The sequence below is a fragment of the Rhodococcus sp. H36-A4 genome, from assembly GCF_027158005.1.
In the GTDB taxonomy this organism is placed as follows: Bacteria; Actinomycetota; Actinomycetes; order Mycobacteriales; family Mycobacteriaceae; genus Rhodococcoides.
The window spans coordinates 82,275-99,586 of record NZ_JAPVLQ010000008.1 but is presented as its reverse complement, the minus strand read 5'-3'; the positions used below and the strand labels follow the sequence as shown (position 1 = coordinate 99,586).

General features: G+C 60.9%; 17 protein-coding genes. 8 read left to right on the top strand and 9 right to left on the bottom strand.

Features of this window, described 5'->3' with window-relative positions:
* The first annotated feature begins 90 nt into the window (after positions 1-90).
* Positions 91-1,239 (top strand): hypothetical protein, encoded by a 1,149-nt coding sequence (locus O1W68_RS19785; RefSeq protein ID WP_269306478.1) that lies wholly within the window; start codon positions 91-93, stop codon positions 1,237-1,239.
* Entirely contained in the window at positions 1,236-1,895 is a 660-nt protein-coding gene (locus O1W68_RS19780) for a pentapeptide repeat-containing protein (RefSeq protein ID WP_269306476.1), read from the top strand. Before O1W68_RS19785 ends, O1W68_RS19780 begins: the two co-directional genes overlap by 4 nt.
* Here O1W68_RS19780 and O1W68_RS19775 read toward each other — a convergent pair.
* Positions 1,862-2,956, bottom strand: a complete 1,095-nt coding sequence (locus O1W68_RS19775) for a hypothetical protein (protein ID WP_269306474.1) — start codon at positions 2,954-2,956, stop codon at positions 1,862-1,864. The two genes, O1W68_RS19780 and O1W68_RS19775, sit on opposite strands and share 34 nt — an antisense overlap.
* Before the next feature lie 80 nt (positions 2,957-3,036).
* Here O1W68_RS19775 and O1W68_RS19770 point away from each other — a divergent pair, with 80 nt between their 5' ends.
* Entirely contained in the window at positions 3,037-4,227 is a 1,191-nt protein-coding gene (locus O1W68_RS19770; protein WP_269306472.1) for a Fic family protein, read from the top strand.
* A 153-nt stretch (positions 4,228-4,380) separates the two neighbouring features.
* Positions 4,381-5,202, top strand: coding sequence for an adenylate/guanylate cyclase domain-containing protein (locus tag O1W68_RS19765; protein ID WP_442972418.1), 822 nt, complete (start codon positions 4,381-4,383; stop codon positions 5,200-5,202).
* Positions 5,203-5,210: 8 nt separating this feature from the next.
* Here O1W68_RS19765 and O1W68_RS19760 read toward each other — a convergent pair whose 3' ends face one another.
* Positions 5,211-5,843, bottom strand: coding sequence for an isochorismatase family protein (locus O1W68_RS19760; RefSeq protein ID WP_269306469.1), 633 nt, complete (start codon positions 5,841-5,843; stop codon positions 5,211-5,213).
* A gap of 123 nt (positions 5,844-5,966) precedes the next feature.
* Between O1W68_RS19760 and O1W68_RS19755 the strand changes: the two genes are divergently transcribed.
* Positions 5,967-6,932, top strand: a complete 966-nt coding sequence (locus O1W68_RS19755; RefSeq protein ID WP_136171510.1) for a GlxA family transcriptional regulator — start codon at positions 5,967-5,969, stop codon at positions 6,930-6,932.
* 100 nt (positions 6,933-7,032) lie between these two features.
* On the opposite strand, the gene O1W68_RS19750 is transcribed toward O1W68_RS19755, so the two are convergent.
* The gene (locus tag O1W68_RS19750; protein ID WP_269306467.1) at positions 7,033-7,677 is read right to left on the bottom strand and encodes a VWA domain-containing protein; all 645 of its coding nucleotides are present in this window, start codon (positions 7,675-7,677) and stop codon (positions 7,033-7,035) included.
* A 103-nt stretch (positions 7,678-7,780) separates the two neighbouring features.
* Positions 7,781-8,245, bottom strand: coding sequence for a 5' nucleotidase, NT5C type (locus O1W68_RS19745; protein WP_136171509.1), 465 nt, complete (start codon positions 8,243-8,245; stop codon positions 7,781-7,783).
* A 218-nt stretch (positions 8,246-8,463) separates the two neighbouring features.
* Here O1W68_RS19745 and O1W68_RS19740 point away from each other — a divergent pair, with 218 nt between their 5' ends.
* Both O1W68_RS19740 and O1W68_RS19735 read left to right on the top strand, forming a co-directional pair.
* A complete protein-coding gene (locus O1W68_RS19740; protein WP_247595998.1) occupies positions 8,464-8,826 on the top strand; it encodes a hypothetical protein in 363 nt (120 codons plus the stop codon).
* A gap of 372 nt (positions 8,827-9,198) precedes the next feature.
* Positions 9,199-9,963 carry an HD domain-containing protein gene (locus O1W68_RS19735; RefSeq protein ID WP_269306464.1) on the top strand — a complete coding sequence of 255 codons (765 nt, stop codon included), beginning with the start codon at positions 9,199-9,201 and terminating at the stop codon, positions 9,961-9,963.
* A 38-nt stretch (positions 9,964-10,001) separates the two neighbouring features.
* Here O1W68_RS19735 and O1W68_RS19730 read toward each other — a convergent pair whose 3' ends face one another.
* Positions 10,002-10,445, bottom strand: a complete 444-nt coding sequence (locus O1W68_RS19730; protein WP_247595997.1) for a hypothetical protein — start codon at positions 10,443-10,445, stop codon at positions 10,002-10,004.
* Positions 10,446-11,020: 575 nt separating this feature from the next.
* Here O1W68_RS19730 and O1W68_RS19725 point away from each other — a divergent pair.
* A complete protein-coding gene (locus O1W68_RS19725; RefSeq protein ID WP_269306460.1) occupies positions 11,021-12,130 on the top strand; it encodes an NAD(P)/FAD-dependent oxidoreductase in 1,110 nt (369 codons plus the stop codon).
* A 65-nt stretch (positions 12,131-12,195) separates the two neighbouring features.
* Here O1W68_RS19725 and O1W68_RS19720 read toward each other — a convergent pair whose 3' ends face one another.
* The 4 genes from O1W68_RS19720 to O1W68_RS19705 form a co-directional block, all read right to left on the bottom strand.
* On the bottom strand, positions 12,196-12,696 hold the full coding sequence (locus tag O1W68_RS19720; protein WP_269306458.1) for a hypothetical protein: 501 nt from the start codon (positions 12,694-12,696) through the stop codon (positions 12,196-12,198).
* Positions 12,697-13,108: 412 nt separating this feature from the next.
* On the bottom strand, positions 13,109-14,110 hold the full coding sequence (locus O1W68_RS19715) for a hypothetical protein (RefSeq protein ID WP_269306456.1): 1,002 nt from the start codon (positions 14,108-14,110) through the stop codon (positions 13,109-13,111).
* Positions 14,111-14,606: 496 nt separating this feature from the next.
* Positions 14,607-15,725 (bottom strand): NDMA-dependent alcohol dehydrogenase, encoded by a 1,119-nt coding sequence (locus O1W68_RS19710; RefSeq protein ID WP_269306454.1) that lies wholly within the window; start codon positions 15,723-15,725, stop codon positions 14,607-14,609.
* Between the two features lie 48 nt (positions 15,726-15,773).
* Positions 15,774-17,204, bottom strand: coding sequence for a coniferyl aldehyde dehydrogenase (locus tag O1W68_RS19705; protein ID WP_269306453.1), 1,431 nt, complete (start codon positions 17,202-17,204; stop codon positions 15,774-15,776).
* Between the last annotated feature and the right edge of the window lie 108 nt (positions 17,205-17,312).

Here is a 17,312-nt window from a genome sequence, read left to right as displayed (position 1 = left end):
GCGTTCATTGTCGCCGCTGACCGGCGTCTTGGTGGTGATGGCCATGGTGTGTGTCGATCCGTATCTCGCCCTGCATCAGGCCGGGTTGCTATGAACCAGTGGACTCACCTCACCCTGGCACGCAGGGATGGGCTGAACACCGATGTGCCGGGGCTACTCGAACAGATCGGACTGCCTGTCCCCGACGGGGACAGTGACAAACTGACTATCGCAGCCGATGCATGGCGGGCGTTTGCCGAACATGCGGTCACAACGGCCGCAGCACGGGATATTCGAGGCGCAGTTGACCGCTTCGACGGCCTCGACGCACCCGACGTCGCCGCTGTCACAGCCCACCTCGAAACCCTGAGCCGAAGCGCAGCCGAGCTCATATCGACCGCCTCAGCGTTGGCCTCCCCTGTGGCTGCACACAACGTGGCCGTCACAGACCTCCGCACAGGAATCAAAGCTAGCTCAGATGAACTGGCGTGGACGCTCGGTGCCATCGGGGCTGTGACGGCCGTTGCGGCAATCGCGACTGTGCTTCTCACCGGTGGACTCGGAGCGCTCGGTCCTGCCCAGGCCGAGGTGGCAGCGGGCGCTGCGGGGACAACCGCTGCAATCGCGACAGCAGCAAACGCAATTAGAGGCCTACTGACTGCCAGCACCCTTGCTGCCCTGCTCGGTTCTGCGACAGCCACATTCGCTGCTATCAACGGAGTTACGACTGTATCGGCCCTCGAAGTCATCACCACGCTCGTCGTGCAACATCTACCCGGGGATGACGCGAATGCAGTGCAGCCTTACACCTCACCTATATCAGGGAACCCTGAATACGAAGCACGACGAGAGGAGCTCGCCAAAGATCCAGCGAAAGGGGGACAGTCCAATCCGCAATCAGAACGAGAAGCTGACGTCGGCCTCGAGGCCGAGTCTGCTGGCGTAATTCCCGGACCGATCATCCGCGCGCCGCTCAGTGAGGATGGCAAAGACCAGGGAGAATTTGTTGATGCCGCGGGAGAGCATTGGGACGTGAAGTCCTCACCCGATCTTCAACCCTCGTATCGACCGGACTCCGGCAAACCAATCGAACCTTCTCAATCGGACACAGAATTTGATCGCATGATCAACAAGCAACTGAACAAGGGTACCGGTGTTCTCCTGGACTCTGACGGCATGACTGCGGCCAGGGAATCTCATCTACGCGACCTAGTCAGCCAGCGTCCCGATTGGGCTGGAAAAGTAAGGTGGTCTTCATGACCGAATTCGGCAAGCTTAGGACTGACGTCGAACAGTGGCCGACCAATCAGGATGCTGTTGACGCGCTACACCACTTTTTCGACGCGATCGACCCAGCAAGTCACTTCATTCCGATTCTTGCCGGTGCAGGGCTCGATTTCACAGGCTCAGATCTGTCCGGCCTGGAATTAGCAGGCGCTGAACTCAGTTCAGCACGTCTAGCCAAAGTGCGTATGCGGCGAACGAGCCTGTACCAAGCCTGGATTCGACAGGCTGATCTGGAGTGTGTGGACCTCACAGGCGCAGACCTTCGCAAGGCAATTATCACTGGGTGCAATGCCCGATCGGCGATCTTGACCGGCGCTCGACTGTCGGACGCAGATTTCACGCGTTCGGACCTCCGGGATTCGGACATTCGCAACACATCGCTGAGCGATGCAGTGCTAGCCGATGTCGATCTGCGGGGCGCAAATCTCCACGACAGCGACTGGGGCATCCGCCCCCGAAATGCAGTCATCACCAACGCACGACTCGGTAACGCAAACGTCGTCGGGATGCGTGGACAGGTCGACGACGCGATCGATGTCGGCATCGAACAGCCCAAGATCTTGCGTGGCGAAGAACTGCAGAAGTGGTTTTCTGATCATGGAGCACCTAAAGTCGTTGTTGCCAAATAGCATCCGGGCTTGGTCGGGTCCTCATTGTCGAGCGCAGCAAATCTGGAGTTTGCGTCAGGAGCCGTCCAGGCCGCTAGTACGGCCTCTCGGCACGGATCGAACGACGGGAGGTCGACCCCGTCGACTTCAGCCGCGTCAGCAAAGTCTTGGAACAATACGGTGACTGCTCGGCGAGCATCCTCGAAGTCGCGTCGAGCCTTCTTGAATTGCGTGAGCTTGCCATCCTCGTCGGACATGCGCGTCCGGGCGTGTTCGGCCCATGCGTCGTCGAGAGTCCCGGTTTCGCAGACCGGGCAGTTGGTGGTGCCGGTGTCGGCGTGCAATTCCAGGGCGGACGTCAGCAGCGCGTTGCGCCGTTCGACGACGGCAAGGGCGTCGGAAGCCAGGTCGACTGTGCCCGCTATCGCCTCCCGGAGCGCTACGACGACGGTGTCGACATGCTCCTGCAACGGGATTGCCAGGCCGACGATGGCGCGGGGGCCGGACAGCGCCGAGGAGTGTGTCGGTGCGGAGCCGGTCGCGAGCGCCTGAACCGCATCGACGTCCGGAGCTCGCTTCTTCAACAGGGTTGCGGCCGACTGGGCCCGGTCATCCGGCGATTCTCCGACGATGTGCCTGAGTTGAGCCAGCGCGTCTTTCGCTTGTACGCGCGGCACTTTCGCGTCCTTCAACGCCGATGCGAGCCGCTTCTCGGCGTCAGCGATCTCGTCGAGCCCGAGCAGTTCGGCAAGTGCGTCGTACAACGTGGAGGGACTGTCCTCGATGAGACCGCCGATCTCGTCGTACGACAGGATCGGGCGGTGCAGCTCGATCGCCGACTTCCACCCGAGCCCGTCGGTGCCCGGTGATCGTTTGGCCTTGCCTATCTGGCACGGCGACGACTCGTGCAGGTTCCGCCAGGTGTCCTTCCACAGCTTCGCCTTGTTCTCCCCCCGGTAGCTCTTGCCGACGACCGCGAACTCGAGTGCCTCGACGAAGCTGGACTTGCCGGATCCGTTGTGTCCGCTGACGGGCGCCCGAGTGCGCGAAGAACGCTTGTCGGCAGCGTGGTCGCCCTGCACTATCCGCACTCTTGACTAACTTTGACTGGGTCAAAGTATACTAACGAAGCCGCTATTCGACGTTCGGACGAGGAGCCGCCTTGACCTGGCCCACACACCGCTACGAGACGCAGGCATGGAATCCGCAGCAACGGCAGGGCTCGAAGGCCGACCGCATGCTCGCAAGCATCGAGGTGTCGATCCCGCCACCCATCGGCGATCTCGATTATTCGTCTTCCGGCAGCATCGCTCAATCCCAAGAGGCCGCCGTCATCGCAGTCGCTCGACTCGAAGCCGGATTCGGCGACCATCTTGCGCCCCTCGCCGACTTCTTGCTTCGGAGCGAGTCTGTAGCTTCGTCGAAGATCGAACGCGTCGACGCCGATTGGCGTGCGTTCGGTCGCGCATCGGTCGGAGGTAAAGCCAGTACCGATGCTTTGTCCCAGCTGGCCGCCGTAAAGGCACTGATTGCGATGGTCGATGCAACCGGCCGTGGTCCGATGACGCTCGCAACGCTCCTCGATGCACACCGCTTACTGATGGCCCCAGATTTCTACGCGGCGCGCGACAGCGGCCACCTTCGCGACGTTCAGAACTGGATCGGCGGCAGCGACTACACCCCCATCAACGCGCTGTTTGTCCCTCCACCACCCGAACAAGTTCCCGCCCTGATGGATGACCTGATGGTTTTCGTGAACCGAACCGACGTGCCGATCATTGCGCAAGCCGCAATCGCTCACGCGCAGTTCGAATCCATCCACCCCTTCACAGATGGCAACGGCCGCATCGGCCGTGCACTGATCAGCGCTGTCTTGCGGCGTCGTGGACTCACACGGCGGATCACGGTTCCGCTCGCTTCGGTGATGCTCGCCGACACCAGTCGCTACTTCGATCGACTCACCGAATACCGCGCAGGTCGAGCCGACGAATTCGTCGAGTACCTCGCATCCGCCGCTGTTCACGCCAGCGAAGCTGCAGAAGAGTCCGCGAGGGCACTTTCCGAACTCCCTGCCCGCTGGAAGCAGCTAGCCGCGCCACGCGTGAATTCCGCGGACGAAGCCATAATCTTCCGTCTCCTCGACACGCCAATCCTGAACGCGGACATGGCGCAACAGATCACTGGCACTACCGACGCCAGTACCTATCGCGCGCTCGGACGGCTTACCGATGCGGGCGTCCTCGAACTGATCTCCACGAGCAAACGCAACCAGATCTGGGCCGCTACCGACGTGCTCGCCGAATTGGATGCCCTGAGCAACGCGATCGCCCGGCGCACGACAAGTCACCTCTGACCGCCGCTGGTAAGCCCACCCACGGCCTCAGCACGATCCGGGTGAAGACAGCGAGGCGCGGCACGCTTCCCCCACGCCGTCCCTCGCGCGCACGACCGTTCTCGGTCGGTAGGGGAAACACCACGTTGTGGACAGATGGACCAAGATGATCGTGTGACCTTGTGGATACTTGCAGCCGGAGTCGAACTCGCCGCGATCGTGGCGCTCGGCGTTCTCCTCGTCGTGTCCCAGAAAAAGCTTCGTGACACACGGAGCGCGCTCGAGCGCGCCCAGAGCAACTCGCCCCGCCGTCGACGACGTGGGCTCGCCCCGCTTGCTATCAAGACGGCATTCGATACTGCGGATTCCCTGTTCCAGAAAGGGTTCGGCGCGACTGTGCGCAACTCCGTCGAAGACCTTGCGGGGTGGGCCAGAGTCGAACGTCCCGATCTGGCGCGAATGATTGCCGACGGCGACATCGTGGTCGTCTTCTCCGACATCGAAGGATCCACTGCACGCAACGAAGAGTTGGGCGACCGCGGGTGGTTGAAGCTGCTCGAACGACACAACAGGCTCATCACCAAGCAGGCCGAGAACCACGGCGGCCACGTCGTGAAAAATCAGGGTGACGGTTTCATGATCGCCTTCTCCGACCCAGCTGAAGCTGTGCGGTGCGGGCTCGAGGTTCAGCAGGCCTTGCGCGAGAAACCCGATCGATGGAACCAAATTCGGGTGCGCATGGGCGTCCACGTGGGTAGTTCGGTGCGCCGAGGTGACGACCTCTTCGGGCTGAACGTCGCTATGGCTGCGCGGGTTGCAGGACACGCGGATGGCGGCGAAATCCTCGTCAGCAAATCAGTGCGAGACGCAATCAGCGCGGCAGAGGACATCGAACTCGGCGCACCGCGGGCAGTCGAACTCAAGGGCATCAAGGGTAGTCACCAGTTGTATCCAGTCGAGTTACCTACCGCCGACTCCGTACGACAGTTGAAATAGTCCGCAAACTAGCGAACCGCCTCATTACCCTGCGCTGCCGACACCACGAGATTGCTTGCAGACAAAGCACTTCCGGATTTCACGGCGTCCGTCCAGTCCGACGTCGTAGCGACCGCGGCGAAGTTCGAGTGGTAGAGCACCATCAGCGCCTTGTGTAGCTGTTCGGCGGAGACGGTACCGGCCTCGTTCGATAGATTGATCGCACCGGTGGCGTCGGAGAGAATCTCGGTCGTCACGTCGAGTACCTCGGCGTCTGCTGCGGATGCCAGGTCACAGTTGTTCGTCATGTAGCCAACGATCGTGACGGTATCGACGCCCTCGGCCGTCAACCACTCAGCGACGCCGGTACCCGCGAAGACACTGCTGAACTTCTTCTCGACACGCTTGAACGACGGCTGAATCTGCGCCTCGATGTCCGGATGCAGTTCGTACGTCGGGGTCCCCTTCACGAACGCAGGCGCTCCGGCCGGCATCTCATGCTGCACGATCGCGACCGGAAGGTCATGGGCAACAGCCACTTCGAGGGCACTGACGATGTTGGCCAGCGACTCCGCCCTGGGCGGGTACTGGATCTGCAGGACGCCGTCGAAGTATTCCTGCTGGACGTCGACGACGACAAGGGCTCTGCGTGGTCCGGTCATGGCGTTCACTCCTGAAGTAGTTGTCTCGGTTCGGTTCCTATCTTTCGGCAGCGAAGTTGCACGCGCTAGTGGCACAGATGCATACTTTCGATGGATTTGCGCCAAACTTTCTGGAGGCCCAGCATGAAAATCGCGCTGTACGCGTTCGACGACATCACGATGTTTCACCTCGCCGCACCGCTGATGGTCTTCGGCGAGGTCGCGCGGCTCGGCCTCGCATTCGATTGGGAAACACAGCTGTGGTCCGATCGGGGCGGATCGATCCGGACCGCTGAGGGCTATGCACTCGGCGACCTCTCGGGCCCGAGCAGCGTCGACTGGGCCGATATCGTCATCGTCCCATCGTGGCCCGTCACGCTCCCGCCTATCGGAGATGCTCTGCGGGCCCAGCTGCGCGGCGCGCACCAGCGCGGAGCAGAGATCGCCGGCTTGTGCCTCGGTTCGTTCGCCGTCGCGGACACCGGACTACTCGAAGGCCGCTCAGCCGTCACGCACTGGATGAAGATGTCTGAGCTACGCGAGCGGAATTCGCAATTGGAACTCGACGAGTCGGTGCTCTACATCGATCACGGCGATGTCATGACCTCCGCAGGCACGGCGTCGTCGATCGATGCCTGTCTGCACATCGTGCGCAAGCATCTGGGGTCGGGGGCCGCGACACGAGTCGCGCGTAGCCTCGTCGTCGCCCCGCATCGAGAAGGCGGTCAGGCGCAGTACATCGAGCGCCCTCTCACCCGTGCCGCCGAGGACACGGCCATCGCCAACGTTCTCGAATGGTCGCTCGGCCGACTGAACGAACCGTTGCCGATCGAGCGGCTCGCCGAACGGGCTCGAATGAGCCGAAGGAGTTTCGTTCGTCAATTCCAACTCGCTACCGGGGTCACGCCGGCGCGGTGGGTTCTCGAGCAGCGACTCGCCGAATCACGCACTCTTCTCGAAACGACGACCTGGAGTATCGACGAGATATCGGCTGCCTGTGGCTTCGGGAGTGCCGTCACGTTCCGTCAGAATTTCGTAGCAGCGTTCGCGGTGACGCCGACGGCGTATCGGAAGCAGTTCACTCACGATGAAAAAGATGCACGACGCTAGTACCTCTAGCTGAACACCCAGCCCACTACCGCCGCAACCATGCAGAGGAAGAAGACCATCTCGACGATCCCCTCCGCCGCACCGCTGCTGCCCTTCTTGCTCATTCCCCACGCGCCCGGCGACGATCGGCCTCGGAGAAGCCCGCAACCGGTGGGGCCCCGAGTATCTGAGCCCGCTTACGGTCCTGATAGCTCGCCACCGAATCGAAGGCCGCAGTGACTCCGACAGTCGTCGACACGTAGGTCATCGACTTGTCCCGTGCAAAGCCCAGATCGGTGCCGACATCGACGGCATCGATGTTGGACCCGAGGAACACGAAGTCCCACTGGTAGTCCTTCTCCTGCTGCGCGATCAGCTCGCGCACAGCGGTATTGGTCCACTCCTTGCTCGCGTTCTCGTGACCGTCCGTCATCACCACAACGGTGACCGAGCAGGGGCGCTCGTCCTCGGACACTGCAGCGAGTTCGGCGCCGACGTCGGTGATGAGCCGGCCGATGGCGTCGTACAGCGCGGTGGAGCCGCGGGGCTGCAGTACCAGCGGCGGCACTGTTCGGATCGGCTGCGAACTGTAGACCAGCTCGTACTGCTGATCGAATTGCGCCAGCGTCACGACGGTATTTCCGTCCTGCTCGCGCTCTTTTCCGATGAATGAATCGAACCCGCCGCGGGTGTCGTCGGCAATGGAATGCATCGAGCCCGAACGGTCCAGCAGAGCAACAACGAGAGAGAGCTGTGGATTGGTCACATGAGCCTCCTGAAGAAATGCGTCGAAGCGACGCGATGAAGTGATGTCGAAAACGATACCGAGTGGTACCGACAAGAATCGGAGCTCGCAACGTCCGCCCAGGTCAGGCACGGTCGAGCAAGTAGGCCGTCACCTCATCCCAGGTCTTGTACGGTTCCTCCCCGTACTGAAGCCATTCACCTTCGAATGCGCTGGCGCCATTCTTATCTCGGTCGTCGACCAGAAAGTCCCCGCGGTTCAGGTTCTTGTGGTGCGAGAGAATGAGACGCTTGTACGCGACCGATCCGTCCTCGAGTCCAAGGTGCTTCTGGACCCACAGCACCTTGTCGTGCCATGCGCTCGCGTTCTTCCACGGCGCCGTGGACAGGATGTAGGTGTCGAAAACTGCTGCGAGCGTGCGGTATGCGTCGAGCGCACCCTCGATGGGATCCATCTTCGAGAAGATGTGTGGTATCTCGTCGAGGTCGCCCTCGTATTCGACGAGGTCAGCTGGGTCGGTCTGGTCGATGCCGGACTGGAAGTTCACCAGCGTGTTATCGAGATCTATGTAGAGAATTTTCTTGGCCATGGCAGACACCTTTCGTCGACGCACCGAACGAGGTACATCGGGAGGGGAGGAATGGCGGGAACATCACCGCCGAAATGCAGAACCTGAACCCGTTCTGCATTTCAATCATGACACACGGGGCCGACAACATCCGTGGGTAGGCTGATGCACGTGGCCAGCTGGTTGGTAACGCGGGTTCGCCCGTCACCGATTGATCTTTTACCGGGCCGGAGCCCTCGATGATCGGAGCACGAATGCTGAAGAAGACTCTCGCCGCAGCTGCACTCGCAGTAGGGTTCGCCGCACTCGTCGCGACGCCGGCCGCTGCCGAGGGGCCCTACGACAACATCTTCACAACTGAGGTGACGGAGCACTTCGTCAGTGCGTTCGATCCGGCCGCCTACGGATCACGCAGCGGGGACTCCATGATCATCAGCCCGTTCGGGACAAGTCAGCCGATCTGGTGCTTCAGTTTCCACGGACAGGGTTCGTGCTGGCAGACTGATCCGTCGGGCGTCGACCACACCCTGGGGTCGGTCCAGATCCCGACGGGTTCGTCTGCAGGTAGTTTTCGCACGATTGCCATCTACAACCCATTCTGATCGCATGTAGTAGCAGTGGATTTCAAGGCTGTGGCATTGTGCTCGTAGTCGGGCCACGAGCCGGCCTGTGATGTGCTGACTTCCGTCATGGGTCGTTCAGTCGATTGACCGAATCCGGTCTGCAGCCGGGTCGAACACTCCGCTGTACTCGATCGAGTACAGCGTGGAGGAAAATCTGGCATGTTGCGTCCGCGTTCAGCCTCAGCATTCTCCGTCGCAGGCGCTTTTTGCGTTGCATGACCGGCGATTTGCGCGTAACCGAGGCTGTAGGACCGTTGCTGCAATCTTGTCGTAGCCACGCGATACAGTGAAGACATCGGGCCGAGCCTCCAGGCCGCCCACATTCCCCGCACCAACTCTGCAAGGACACCTATGACTGATTCAAGAACTTCCGACGTGGTCGGAAAAAACTTTCGGAAATTGCGACCCCACGACATGGACGCCGCGATGCTCACGCTGTCGATCAACTACGAGGTCGCCGATCGCCCCCTCCTACAGACCGCGATGGGTCTCGCATCCCAGGCGCATCGTGACCAAACTCGACCCGGACAAAACAGTACCGCCGAACCGTACATCACTCATCCACTACGAAATACACTGCGACTCATACGATTCAACTGCCGCGACGAAGAGGTCCTCGCCGCAGCAGTCTTGCACGACACCGTCGAAGACCAACCCGTGCGACTCGTCGAACTCATGGATGGCGACCACAGCGCGAATCCGAGAGTTGAAGCCGCGCGATTGCTGACAGCTCATTTCAGTAGGACAGTGTCGAACACCGTCTGGTCCGTCACCAACCCGCCGCGTCCGGCCGGGCTCACCAAAGAACAGAAGAACACGGCTTACGTCGAGCACGTGAAAGCCGTCATCGCCGATCCGCGAGTTTTTCTGGTGAAAGTCACGGACTTCATCGACAACGCCGGTAGCCTGAGCGCTCTCACCGATCTCGACAAGCGAAATCGATTGCGCGCCAAATACGCACCGCTGGTGCCGATCTTCCAGCAAATGACACTAAGCCACGGAACCGAGCTTGGACTGCATCCCGAAGGGCGCGAGCGGCTCACCAGTTGCCTCGACGTGCTGGCCGAATCACTGCGTGAGGAATCCGAATCGTCCCAGGGATCCCAATCCGACTGACCCCTCGCCCTCCGGAATCGACCCTGCCCAGTGTGGGATCAACAGTTGTTGGGCTCGCTAAGTTTCACGACAGATAGGACCGCATCGCCTTCTTCGATCGGCATCCCAACAGCCGGTGTCTGGTCGACGACGATCCAATTCGAGTCGTTGACCTGCATGCGGCCGGCACCGGATGCGTCCTCACTCCGGGAAAAGAAGACCCCTGCATCCTGGATCAAGTTCTGGGCGGCTTGAAGATTCATGCACACCACCGGAGGCATCAGAACCGGGGCTGCCACCGCCTCGGGGGTCACGACTGCCGGTGGCGCCTGCGCTGGCTCAGGAGCGACAACAACGGGACGCGTCGTAGTTGTCGTAGTAGGCGCGACGGTGGTTGAAGCGACACTGGTGGTGTCCGAGGCTGCCGTCGTATCTTCGGCGGAACTGCAGGCAGAGACTATTCCTACAAGTCCTACTGCGGCAGCGACGCCGATTGACCTCACCACGCGATTCCGGGTCCGACTAGCAGCAGAACTCGAACTGTGGCTGAACTTCGTCATGCTCGACGCCTTTCTGATGTCCGCACGTTATCGCAGCGGAGTGACGCGAGATAGATCGCAGTTTGCTCCTCACCGTTACACCGAACCGACCGTCACCTTTGGTCGAGAACCCAGGGCGCCTTCGATCTCCGACCATGTGCACACTCGATTCCGAGCCCAACGAATTCGCAGTCAGTTGTCCCGCCACGCCAATGCAAACTCGATTGTGAGCTCATGTGCCCACTCCGTGACCAAATCCAGCAGCACCACGACGCGTGGCAATGGCAATACAACAATTGGGACCGCCACAACAACGGGTACCCGACCCCGCCGCCACCACGCGGCGGAACTCCGTTGTTCGGCAGCTCCTAACCCGTAGACCCGACCGACCTCCCTGCAGCCGAGTGGCTGCAGGGTTGGGTCCTGCCCACCCCATCTACCGAATCCGATGTTGCACTCTGAGATTCAAGTCACCGATACAGTCGGCACCGATCCGACTATGGTGAGCAGAAGTCCTGGCATCGGAGGTAAATCGCATCATGGCATCGAAGATTGTCATTCTCGGCGCGGGTTATGCAGGTATCAGTGCAGCGCATCGGCTTTCCCGCCGCGGCGTCGATGCAGATGTCACGATGGTCAATCCACGAGACCAGTTCATCGAACGAATCCGCTTGCATCAGTACATGTCCGGTACCCATACCGCGGCAACGCGACTCGGGTCGATCCTTCCCGCCTCGACCGAACTGAAGGTCGACGCGGCCGAGTCGATCGACTTCCATAACCAACGAATTCGACTGGCCGGTGGTGCTCTCGACTACGACTACCTCATCTATGCGGTCGGCAGCCACAGCCGTACCGAGGCAATTCCGGGCTCGGCGACCAACGCAGTCACGATCGGAACGTTCGAACCCACACAAAGCGCACGCTCGCGCCTCCAACAGCTCCCACCTCGCTCGACAGTCACGATCATCGGCGGCGGACTCACCGGAATCGAAACAGCAGCAGAGCTCGCCGAGAGCACCGGCCACAACATTCGGTTGATTTCCGACCAGCAACTGGCCCCCACCGTCAGCGAACGCGGGCGACGCCGTCTGTATACCCATCTCATCGACGCAGGCGTCGAGATCATCGACAACACGGCAGTGGTCGGTATCGGCGCCGGTAGCGTGGAATTGTCGGACGGGACACACTTGACGAGCGATCTCACCGTAGACGTGGCCGCATTCGGTGTCCCTGACCTCGCTCAGCGCAGTGGACTGAACACGGACTCGCGCGGAGCCCTGACCGTCGACGACAACCTCACCAGCACCAGCAGTTCGACGGTGATCGGCGCCGGAGATGCCGCAGCAATCAGTAGTTCCCCACTTCGGATGAGCTGCCAAGCTGCAATCCCAACCGGCGTCCACGCTGCGGAGACCGTTCTGCGCCTGGCAGCTGGCACCACACCGAAACAGCTGCGTCCCAAGTTCGCCGGCCAATGCATCAGTCTGGGGAGGCGCGACGGATTGCTTCAGCTGACCAACTCTGCCGATGTTCCACGATCACGTGCAATGCTCACCGGGCGTCAAGCCGCGCTGATCAAAGAGCAAATATGCTCATCCACGATGTGGTTCGGCCACCGCGGTCCATTCAGTTACAGCTGGTCGTAGTTGGCCACAAATTTTAACTCGTGAATCGGGAGGTGAACCTGGCGTCGCCGACGGACCATTCAAAGCTAGATGATGCCTCTCCGAATTCGTTCATGCAACGGCGGCGGCATGAATATCGTCTCAGGCCCGATCTCCAAGATTTCCCGTCGGCTCTCATCGCTCACGGCCATAGCCCTCAGCACAGCAATGAGCGTATTGGGCTCTGCCGCCATCCAACTGGCGGGTAATTGGAGATAGTGGTCTGTATCCCATCCGAGCCTGCCATCCTTATCGAGAGGTTCACGAACCACGAGCCGAATCAGAGGGTCACGGGACGTCCACAGTCCAGTCGTATTGAGCCGGACTGCGTCCGCCACAGCCACGATCGAGGCCCAGGGCACAACCAGGTCGGCACCGATTCGGACGAAAGGCTGCCTACCTACCGTTCGTATCACAACATCACGGTAGATCTCGATGCCGGTAGCTGGCCGAAAGAGGCTGAACAGCATGGCAAGAACCGCAAGAACAACACCGCAGACCGTAGCGAATATCGCATGCGGGGAGCTGTTGCGGGAATCCGGCAGCATTACTTCGATCCCGCTCCAAAAAGTCAGCGCAACAGCCGCGTAATACACGCTCGCGCAAAGCATTGAAATGATCAGCACTCTCATTGTCAAAGCTTCCGGGCCTACTCGAATTCCTTTCCCGTACAACTTACTTTCGCAACCGGTCAACCGACGAGATAGCCTGACCCATCTGAAACCCGCCCCACGGAGCGTCAGCCACCCACCACACCCACATAGAACTCCGATACCTGCGAATCCGATCAGACCGACTACTGACTCCGCCTTCCACGCCAGAATGCACCCCACTGCAGCACCCAGCAAGATCACGAGCGAAGCGAGTATCTGCATCGGCCTCAACGTCTGCGGCCACACTGGTAACCATTCGACGGTTCGTACAATGCCAGCTGGTGTTGTATCCATTTCGTCCACTGCGTTACTCCCAGATCCATTGACCGAATTTGGGAACGCCGTAGGCCAGAGCTGCCCCCATCGCCACTCCTACCACCAATCCGGCCGCGGTGCCTGCGCCGGGGATCACGGAACCGACAGCTGAGCCGGCGATCCCAGCTGCGGCGATTTGACCCAACGCTCCCCCCACAACGACTCCGGTCACCGCTCCCGCACCCTCCGTGACGATCGCCTTGGTCGGATCCATACCGCCCTCGATGTCGTTCGAAATTGCAGGTATGGTCCCCAACGCTGCTCCCACTGGTCCCAGTCGACGACCGAGCCCCAGTGCCAGATCGTCGGACGAGGCTGCAGCGGCGGTCTTCAAGGCGTGTCCGGTCGCGTCCGAAAGCGTCCCGATCGTGACACCTGCGGTCATAGCTTGAATATCGGGGCGCCACGAAAATCCGTCGTCTTCGCTCAGCGCCAAGTGGCCAACGATCACCTCTGACGAACTATCCTGCAAATCGAAGATTCGGCCGCGCACTCGGTCACATACTCCGAGTGCAGCGTGGTTTGCTTGCTGAAGAGCATCGAGTACGGAGAGCGTCGCTTCCTGCGTTCTGATCTGCAGAGCGAGGACCGCGTCCTCCCCCAGTGGCCCCGCAATCTGATCCAGGGAGGCAATTGCTCGGTCGGCCGTCACAACGCCGTTGTCAGCGACTTCGAAACCACGGTCGGCAAGTTCATCGATGACGGCCACCAAGTTCGAGCGCACGGAGTCGACTATCGATGCCGAGGCCGAGAACTCCGTAGCCAACGAAGAAACGGCATCAGCGAGAGCCGACAAGGTCGAACACTCGGATATGACGCGCTCAGCTGCGGCAACGGCGGCGTCACCGTGCCACGACTCTGCAAGGACGTTCTGCTCTGACGCGATGCTTCCACACCGCCCGTAGATCACCCTGGAAATACCGCGGAGCCCATGTGAACCAGCGAGCAAAGACTGACTGTTCCAGGCGCGAACATCCCCAATGCTTAGCGTCATTCGCGACTACTCATTGAGCGAAGCTGAACTGCGAACTCATCATCGGCGACGCGATAGTCCTCGGAAGCTCCTCGTGCAGACCGTGCAATTGTGTCCATACGCTGTGACATTCCATGAAGCGCTGTCGAAGAGATACGCTCGCCCTCGGCGCACAGTATTTGTAGATCTGTCCCGGGCAGCGCATTCTGCGCTGACCAGAACGGTCCAAAAACGTCAATACTTCCCAGGGTGTCGCTCGCGTCTTGGGCTGCGGAAGCGAAACGCCTCAAAATTTCCGGATCTACTTCCATCACCACACCCATCGTCGGATCTACGTCACCTACCCTTTGGACGCAGCGAAGGAGCATCTGGTTCCAGGTGCCGTCTTTCAAAGCACGATGACGGGGCGAAGCAGTGGTCCACGTGATTCTGACCGGGTCACAGTTGACGAAACCCGTCACGCAGCCCGCCACCGCGCCCTCGGACCAGACGGTCCGAGGGCGGGATGACGACGAGGTCAGAACCTGATGACGCCCCGTAAGTTGAGGCCGGCGTGCATGTCCTCGAAGCCGCGGGCGACGTCGTCGAGCGTGTAGGTCTGAGTGATCAGACCGTCGAGCTCGAGCTTGCCGGCTTTGTAGAGATCGATCAGCCAAGGGATGTCAGCGCTCGGTGCCGAAGCACCGAAAAGCGATCCCACCAAACGCTTTTGGTACAGCGTCAATTCCATCGGGCTGATGGGGATCCCGACGTCGGTCATCTTGCCGAGGCCGGTCACCACGCACGCACCTGCCTTGCGGATCGATGAGAATGCCTGCGCGATATGCTCACCGGTAGTGACACCGATAGTGACGATGGCTGCGTCGGCGCCCTGTCCGTTGGTCAGCGAACGTGCAACATCGGCCGCCTCCTCGAGAGTCGAGAATGCTTGTGTGGCACCGAACTTCAAAGCGCTGTCACGCTTGAAGGCAACAGGATCGACGGCCAGGATGTGCGCGGCACCGGCGTGCGCAGCACCCTGGACTGCATTGATACCGATCCCGCCGATGCCAATGACAATCACGGTCTGGCCCGGATAGACCTGGGCAGAGTTGACGGCAGCTCCCCAGCCGGTTCCGACGCCGCATCCCAGTAGACACAGCGACTCCAGCGGCAGGCTCTTGTCGGCCACCTTGATCACGGAATCAGTACTGACAGTGGTATATTCGCTGAAGGTAGACAAACCACAGGTCTGCGCCACAATCTCTCCGTCGAGGCTCAACCGGAAGCTACTCGGGTCGTCCGGGCGACTGCCGGTCATGATCGCGGCGCCACGATCGCACAGGTTCTGCATGCCCTTTGCGCACCAGCGACACTTTCCGCAACCCGCGATGAAGGAGAACAGCACATGGTCGCCCTCTTCGAAGCCGGTGGTCTCCGGACCAATTTCGACAACGACGCCGGCACCCTCGTGTCCGCCACAGATCGGGTAAACACCAACAGCGTGGTCACCTTTCGCTATGTGATCGTCGGAGTGGCATATTCCAGACGCCACCATCTTGACGGTGATCTCGTTTCTGCGGGGCGCGTCGAGGTCGAGCTCGACGATTTCGTACGTGCCGGGGGTGCTGCGAATGATCGCGCCACGGGTCTTCACGGTGTGTGCTCCTTGATGAGAGTTCTAAGGGATCGGTGCAAGAAAGAATTACGGGGTGACTTGAGAAGCCATCGCGGTGTAGAAGCCGTCTGCATACGGGGGCAGCACACCCCAATCGCGGCGTAGTTCCACCGCCGAAGCTTCGAACACCGCACGTGCGTGGCTGAACTCCTCGAAGCCCTCACGGCCGTTGTAGTGGCCCATGCCGGAGGCTCCGACACCGCCGAACGGTGCATCCTGAAGACCGGGGTGCATCATCACGTCATTGATGGTGACACCGCCGGAGAGAGTGTGGTCCAACACCTTTGCCTGTTCCTCAGCATCGGTGCCGAAGTAGTACAGAGCCAGCGGACGTGGGCCCGAGTTGATCTCTGCGAGGACGTCGTCGAGATTGTCGTAGCCGAGGACCACCATGGCAGGACCGAAGATCTCTTCACTACGGATGACCGAGTCGGAAGGTGGATCGACAACCATCCGAAGCGGACGACGTCCACCCTCGGTGGGCATCGCACCATCCGGAGCAATCTCGACACGGGCACCGCGGGCAACGGCGTCATCGATGTAGCCGTCGACGCGGGCAGCATGGCGCTCGTTGACCACGGAGACGGCGTCGGGGTTTCCTTCGATCGTCGGCAGCAGCTCCGCATATACCTTCGCGGTCGACGCGACGAACTGCTCGAGCAGTTCCCGAGGAACATACGTCGTGTCCGGGTTGACACAGAGTTGGCCGGCGTTGGTGGTTTTGGCGACAGCAATCCGGAAAGCCGCGGCATCGATGTCGGCGCTGAGGCCGATCACTGTCGGGGACTTACCGCCTAGCTCCAGCGTGACCGGAACAAGGTTCTTCGCGGCATTCGCCATGACCAGCTTGCCGACCGAGGAGCTGCCGGTGAAGACAAAGTGATCGAACGGGAGCGAGGTCAGCAGTTCGGCCACATCGGGTCCACCGGTGACAATGGCGACGACGTCGGGATCCAAGGACGCGTCGACGATTTCGGCGAGGAGTGCGGCGGTGCGGGGCACTACCTCGGATGGCTTGAGGACGGCACGGTTACCGGCAGCGAGAACGCCCGCCAACGGACTGAGAACTGTGAAGAGCGGAGCGTTCCAGGTGCCGAGGATGCCGACAGAGCCCTTCGGCTGATACCGGACGTGGGCCTTGGCGCCGAGCTGGTCATAAGGGGCGAACACAGCGCGATCCTGCGGAGCCATCCACGTCTCGAGGTTGTCACGCGAGTTCTTCAAGCTGGTGATCGTGCCGAGTACGTCGTTCATCAGGGAGTAGCCGCGTGGGCGTCCACCGAAGTCCGCGTCCATCGCTTCGACGAGGCCTTCGTGATGCGTGACGAGCATGTCGATGACAGCCTGAATTCGCTGTCGCCGCAGCTCGGCTGAGGGCTGGCCCTCGGTAGTCGTTGCCGCGCGCTGACGATTGAGGATGTCGGTAATGCGCGCTGAATCTGTGCTGTTCTGGGCCATGGCCGAACGCTATGAGCTGGCTCACATCACTTGCGTCCAGGTCCCGGTGAGTGGAACTCGAAACTGACTACACCGAAACCGGAATGGACCGCCTGCGACGGAACCGAA

Excerpts from the sequence above, each read along its gene's own strand:
- O1W68_RS19720 (WP_269306458.1), bottom strand. The coding sequence starts at position 12,696 with ATGCTGCCGGATTCCCGCAACAGCTCCCCGCATGCGATATTCGCTACG.
- O1W68_RS19740 (WP_247595998.1), top strand. The coding sequence starts at position 8,464 with ATGATCGGAGCACGAATGCTGAAGAAGACTCTCGCCGCAGCTGCACTC.
- O1W68_RS19785 (WP_269306478.1), top strand. The coding sequence starts at position 91 with ATGAACCAGTGGACTCACCTCACCCTGGCACGCAGGGATGGGCTGAAC.
- O1W68_RS19725 (WP_269306460.1), top strand. The coding sequence starts at position 11,021 with ATGGCATCGAAGATTGTCATTCTCGGCGCGGGTTATGCAGGTATCAGT.
- O1W68_RS19760 (WP_269306469.1), bottom strand. The coding sequence starts at position 5,843 with ATGACCGGACCACGCAGAGCCCTTGTCGTCGTCGACGTCCAGCAGGAA.
- O1W68_RS19745 (WP_136171509.1), bottom strand. The coding sequence starts at position 8,245 with ATGGCCAAGAAAATTCTCTACATAGATCTCGATAACACGCTGGTGAAC.
- O1W68_RS19780 (WP_269306476.1), top strand. The coding sequence starts at position 1,236 with ATGACCGAATTCGGCAAGCTTAGGACTGACGTCGAACAGTGGCCGACC.
- O1W68_RS19715 (WP_269306456.1), bottom strand. The coding sequence starts at position 14,110 with ATGACGCTAAGCATTGGGGATGTTCGCGCCTGGAACAGTCAGTCTTTG.
- O1W68_RS19705 (WP_269306453.1), bottom strand. The coding sequence starts at position 17,204 with ATGGCCCAGAACAGCACAGATTCAGCGCGCATTACCGACATCCTCAAT.
- O1W68_RS19735 (WP_269306464.1), top strand. The coding sequence starts at position 9,199 with ATGACTGATTCAAGAACTTCCGACGTGGTCGGAAAAAACTTTCGGAAA.
- O1W68_RS19755 (WP_136171510.1), top strand. The coding sequence starts at position 5,967 with ATGAAAATCGCGCTGTACGCGTTCGACGACATCACGATGTTTCACCTC.